General features: G+C 67.5%; 3 protein-coding genes. All 3 read left to right on the top strand.

Going from position 1 to position 5781, the window contains the following annotated elements:
• Nucleotides 1-92 precede the first annotated feature (92 nt).
• The gene (gene uvrB / locus OOT08_RS00200; RefSeq protein WP_325090589.1) at nt 93-2144 is read left to right on the top strand and encodes an excinuclease ABC subunit UvrB; all 2052 of its coding nucleotides are present in this window, start codon (nt 93-95) and stop codon (nt 2142-2144) included.
• 67 nt (nt 2145-2211) lie between these two features.
• Nucleotides 2212-5145, top strand: a complete 2934-nt coding sequence (uvrA, locus tag OOT08_RS00195; RefSeq protein ID WP_325090588.1) for an excinuclease ABC subunit UvrA — start codon at nt 2212-2214, stop codon at nt 5143-5145.
• Nucleotides 5129-5781: GIY-YIG nuclease family protein (locus OOT08_RS00190; RefSeq protein WP_325090587.1), on the top strand; the 653-nt coding region annotated here is incomplete at its 3' end. The genes uvrA and OOT08_RS00190, both read left to right, overlap by 17 nt.

Genomic DNA, 5781 nt, shown 5'->3' with positions numbered 1-5781 from the left:
AAACAGTGCTCAGCGCCGGAAATCCGAAACGTTCTCACGCCGCAGGCGAACAAAGTTTCGAATACTCAGCGAATCGGATTATGCTGGAGTCCATGGAACCGACGCGCACCGTTCGCCCCTTCGAGGTGGTCAGCGAGTACACCCCGAGCGGCGATCAACCGCAGGCCATTGCCGAACTCGCCAGCCACATCAACTCGGGGGACTCCGACGTGGTGTTGCTCGGCGCGACCGGAACCGGCAAGAGCGCGACGACCGCCTGGCTCATCGAGCAGGTGCAGCGCCCCACCCTGATCCTGGCGCACAACAAGACGCTTGCGGCCCAGCTCGCGACCGAGTTCCGGATGCTGCTGCCGCACAACGCGGTGGAGTACTTCGTGTCCTACTACGACTACTACCAGCCAGAGGCCTACGTCCCGCAGACGGACACCTTCATCGAGAAGGACTCCTCGGTCAACGCCGAGGTCGAGCGCCTGCGTCACTCCACGACGAACTCGCTGCTCAGCCGCCGCGACGTCGTCGTGGTCTCCACCGTCTCCTGCATCTACGGCCTCGGCAAACCCGAGGAATACTACGAGGCGATGGTGCCGCTGCAGGTCGGCGACCGGGTAAACCGGGATCACCTGCTCCGCAAGTTCGTCCAGATGCAGTACCAGCGCAACGACGTCGAGTTCGTGCGCGGCAACTTCCGCGTGCGCGGCGACACCGTCGAGATCATCCCCATGTACGAGGAGCTCGCAATCCGCATCGAGTTCTTCGGCGACGAGATCGAGGCCCTGCACTTCCTGCACCCGGTGACGGGGGAGAAGCTGTCCAGCCCGAAGGCCGTCTCCGTGTTCCCCGGCTCGCACTACGTCGCGAGCACCGAGGTCATGAACCGCTCGATGCGCACGATCCAGACCGAGCTCGACGAGCGTCTGGTCGAGCTCAAGAAGGAAAACAAGCTCGTGGAGGAGCAGCGGCTCCGGATGCGCACCACCTTCGACCTGGAGATGATGGAGCAGATCGGCTTCTGCTCCGGCATCGAGAACTACTCCCGGCACATCGACGGCCGCCAGCCCGGCGAGGCCCCCCACTGCCTGCTCGACTATTTCCCGGATGACTTCCTCACCGTGATCGACGAGTCCCACGTAACAATCCCGCAGATCGGCGCGATGTACGAGGGCGACTCCTCGCGCAAGCGCACCCTGGTGGACCACGGCTTCCGGCTGCCGAGCGCGCTCGACAACCGCCCCCTGAAGTTCAAGGAGTGGGAGAACCGGGTCGGCCAGAAGGTGTACCTCTCGGCGACGCCGGGCAAGTACGAGATGGAGCGCGCGGACGCCGTCGTTCAGCAGATCATCCGCCCCACCGGCCTCATCGACCCCCTGGTCACCGTGAAGCCCTCCGAGGGCCAGATCGACGACCTGCTCGAGCAGGTCCGGCTCCGCGCGGACCGCGACGAGCGCGTCCTCGTCACCACCCTCACGAAGAAGATGGCCGAGCAGCTCACGACCTTCATGGAGGAGGCGGGCGTCCGCGTCCGCTACCTGCACTCGGACGTGGACACGCTGCGCCGGGTCGAGCTGCTGACCGAGCTGCGCGCCGGGGTCTACGACGTGCTCGTCGGCATCAACCTGCTCCGCGAGGGCCTCGACCTTCCCGAGGTCTCCCTCGTGTCGATCCTGGACGCCGACAAGGAGGGCTTCCTCCGCTCGAGCACCTCGCTCATTCAGACGATTGGTCGCGCGGCCAGAAACGTCTCGGGCGAGGTGCACATGTACGCCGACCGGGTCACCCGCTCGATGCGCGAAGCGCTTGACGAGACAAGCCGCCGCCGCGAGCTGCAGCAGGCCTACAACGAGGAGCACGGCATCGACCCGCAGCCCCTGCGGAAGAAGATCGGTGACATCACCGAGATGCTCTCCCGCGAGGCCGCGGACACCGAGGCGGTGCTCGACCGGGACAAGCCGAAGAAGAAGCGCTCGAAGGACGCGATCGCGGGCCAGGGGGCGGAGCAGCTCGAAACGCTCATCTCGGAGCTCACCGCGCAGATGCTCTCGGCCGCCGAGGAGCTGAAGTTCGAGCTCGCGGGCCGGCTCCGCGACGAGGTCTCCGAGCTCAAGAAAGAACTCCGGCAGATGGACGCGGCGGGGCACCTCGGGTGAGCCACCCGGTCCCGCGCCACCCCTCCCGACCCACGCTGACACACCACCGAAACCGTAGGATGACTCTGTGACGACACCAACCGCGCCCACTCCGCCCGCCCGCACCGCGGGGCCCCACGCCCACATCACCGTGCAGGGTGCCCGCGTGCACAACCTGCGCGACATCGACCTGCAGATCCCGCGCGACTCGCTCGTGGTCTTCACGGGTCTCTCGGGCTCCGGGAAGTCCTCGCTCGCCTTTGACACGATCTTCGCGGAGGGTCAGCGCCGCTACGTGGAGTCGCTGTCCGCCTACGCCCGCCAGTTCCTCGGCCAGGTGGACCGCCCCGACGTGGACTTCATCGAGGGCCTGAGCCCCGCCGTGTCGATCGACCAGAAGTCCACGAACCGGAACCCGCGCTCGACGGTCGGCACGATCACCGAGATCTTCGACTACATGCGGCTGCTCTGGGCGCGCGTCGGCGTGCCGCACTGCGCCGTCTGCGGCGAGAAGATCGAATCGCAGACCGTGCAGCAGATCGCGGACCGGCTCATGGAACTCGAGGACCGCACCCGCTACCAGGTCCTCGCCCAGGTGGTCTCGCAGAAGAAGGGCGAGTTCGTCGACCTCTTCGCCGAGCTGGCTTCGTCCGGCTACTCCCGCGCGATCGTCGACGGCGAGATGATCGAGCTGAGCGAGCCGCCCAAGCTCAAGAAGCAGATCAAGCACGACATCCTCGTCGTGATCGACCGCCTCGTGGCCGGGCCCGACACCCTCGGCCGCCTCACGGACTCCCTGGAGACCGCGCTCAAGCTCACGGGCGGCACCGTCACGATCGACTTCGTGGACGAGGAGCCCGGCACCGACGAGCGCCGCCGCACCTTCTCCGAGAAGCTGTCCTGCCCGAATAACCACCCCGTGCAGCTCACCGAGATCGAGCCGCGCACCTTCTCCTTCAACGCGCCCTTCGGGGCCTGCCCCACCTGCTCCGGCCTCGGCACGAGCATGTCGGTGGACGAGGACCTCATCATCGGCGACCCCGCGCTGAGCATCGCCGAGGGTGTTATTGTGCCCTGGACCAGCCAGGGCAAGAGCCTCTACCAGTACTACGAGAAGCTGCTCAAGGGCCTCGCGAAGGACCTCGAGTTCTCGCTGAAGACCCCCTGGCAGGACCTCGACCCCGAGGTGCGCGAGGCCGTCATGCGCGGCAACAATTTCTCCGTGAACGTGCGCTGGAAGAACCGCTTCGGCCGCGAGGTCAAGTACACCTCCGGCTTCGAGGGCGTCGTGCCCTTCATCGAGCGCCAGTTCGCGGAGTCCGAGACGGACACCCGCCGCGAGCGCTGGGCCGAGTTCCTGCGCGAGGTGCCCTGCCACGCCTGCAACGGGCAGCGGCTGAAGCCCGAGGTGCTGGCCGTCACGATCAACGGCGAGTCCATCGCCGCCGTCACCGAGTTCTCGCTGCTGAACGCGCAGGAGTTCTTCCGCTCGGTCGAGCTGAACGACCGCGAGGCGATGATCGCCGCGCAGGTGCTGCGCGAGATCCGGCTCCGCTTCGACTTCCTGATCGAGGTCGGTCTCGGCTACCTGACCCTCGCCCGCTCCGCGGGGACGCTCTCGGGCGGCGAGGCCCAGCGCATCCGGCTCGCGACCCAGATCGGTTCGGGGCTCACGGGCGTGCTCTACGTCCTCGATGAGCCCAGCATCGGCCTGCACCAGCGCGATAACCGCCGCCTGATCGACACCCTCGTGAAGCTCCGCGACCTCGGCAACACGCTGATCGTGGTCGAGCACGACGAGGACACGATTCGCGCCGCGGACTGGATCGTGGACATTGGGCCGGGCGCCGGCGTGGAGGGCGGCCGCGTCGTGCACTCGGGCTCCTACGCCGAGCTGATCGCGAACCCCGAGTCGATCACGGGGGACTACCTCGCGGGTCGGCGCACCCTGGAGTCGCCGCACAAGCGCCGCAAGATCACGAAGTCCCGCCAGCTGGAGGTGCAGGGCGCGCGCGCCAACAACCTGCAGAACGTGGACGTGAAGTTCCCGCTGGGCGTGTTCACCGCGGTCACCGGCGTCTCCGGCTCGGGCAAGTCCAGCCTCGTCAACGACATCCTCTACCGGGTCCTCGCAAACCAGCTCAACGGGGCCCGCCTCGTCCCCGGAAAGCACACCCGCATCAAGGGGCTGGAGCACCTCGACAAGGTCGTGCACGTCGACCAGGCCCCCATCGGGCGCACCCCGCGCTCGAACCCGGCCACCTACACGGGGGTCTTCGACCGGATCCGCACCCTGTTCTCCCAGACCCAGGAGGCGAAGACGCGCGGCTACCTACCCGGCCGCTTCTCCTTCAACGTGAAGGGCGGCCGCTGCGAGGCATGCTCGGGCGACGGCACGCTGAAGATCGAGATGAACTTCCTCCCCGATGTGTACGTGGACTGCGAGGTCTGCGGCGGCGCGCGCTACAACCGCGAAACCCTGCAGGTTACCTACAAGGGTAAGAACATCGCCGAGGTGCTCGACATGCCCATCAGCGAGGCCGAGGGCTTCTTCGAGCCGATCACCGCGATCCACCGCTACATGAAGACCCTCGTGGACGTCGGCCTCGGCTACGTCCGCCTCGGGCAGAGCGCGACGACCCTCTCCGGCGGCGAGGCCCAGCGCGTGAAGCTCGCCACCGAGCTGCAGCGCCGCTCGAACGGGCGCAGCATCTACGTCCTCGACGAGCCCACCACGGGCCTGCACTTCGAGGACGTGCGCAAGCTCCTCCTCGTCCTCAACGGGCTCGTGGACAAGGGCAACACGGTGCTCACGATCGAGCACAACCTGGACGTCATCAAGGCGGCCGACTGGGTCATCGACCTCGGCCCAGAGGGCGGCTCCGGCGGCGGCACGATCCTGGCCACCGGCACCCCCGAGCAGATCGCCGCGAACCCGGAGAGCTTCACGGGCTCCTTCCTCGCCGAGATGTTCACGGCCCCCGCCACGGCCGAAACGGATGCGGATGCAGCCCGCCGATAACCGCGACGCGTACCGCCCGGCGACGGGGGAAATCCCCACCTCGCCGGGCGTGTACCGCTTTTCGGACCGGCACGGCCGCGTCCTCTACATCGGCAAGGCGAAAAACCTCCGCGCCCGGCTGTCGAACTACTTCGCGCCCCTGCACACGCTGCAACCGCGCACGCAGCGGATGCTCGCCCTCGCCGCGCGCGTGGACTGGACCGTGGTCGCGACCGACACCGAGTCCCTCATCCTGGAGCACACCTGGATCACGGAGTTCTCCCCGCCGTTCAACGTCGTCTTCAAGGACGATAAAAGCTACCCCTACCTCGCGCTGACCCTGGGCGCTGAGGCCCCGCGGCTGCTCATCACGCGCAACGAGAACCTGCGCGGCGCGCGCTACTTCGGCCCGTACCCGAAGGTGTGGGCCCTGAAAGAGGCCGTGTCGCTCCTGCAGAAGGCGTTCCCCATCCGCACCTGCAACGACGCGGACTACCGGCGCGCGATGGACTCCGGCCGCCCCTGCCTAGCCGGGCAGATCGGCCGCTGCCACGGTCCCTGCTCCGGCACCGTGACGATCGCCGAGCACCGCGAACGGGTCGAGGAGCTGCTCGCCTTCCTCGCGGGCGGGGACACGAGCCACCTCCGTCAGCTGCA

The organism is Leucobacter sp. M11 (genome assembly GCF_035726885.1).
Lineage (GTDB): Bacteria > Actinomycetota > Actinomycetes > Actinomycetales > Microbacteriaceae > JAPFRB01.
This window is presented reverse-complemented; position numbering and strand designations above follow the sequence as displayed.

What these genes read in the sequence shown, in the direction of transcription:
- uvrB (WP_325090589.1), top strand. Translation starts at nt 93, where the DNA reads ATGGAACCGACGCGCACCGTTCGCCCCTTCGAGGTGGTCAGCGAGTAC.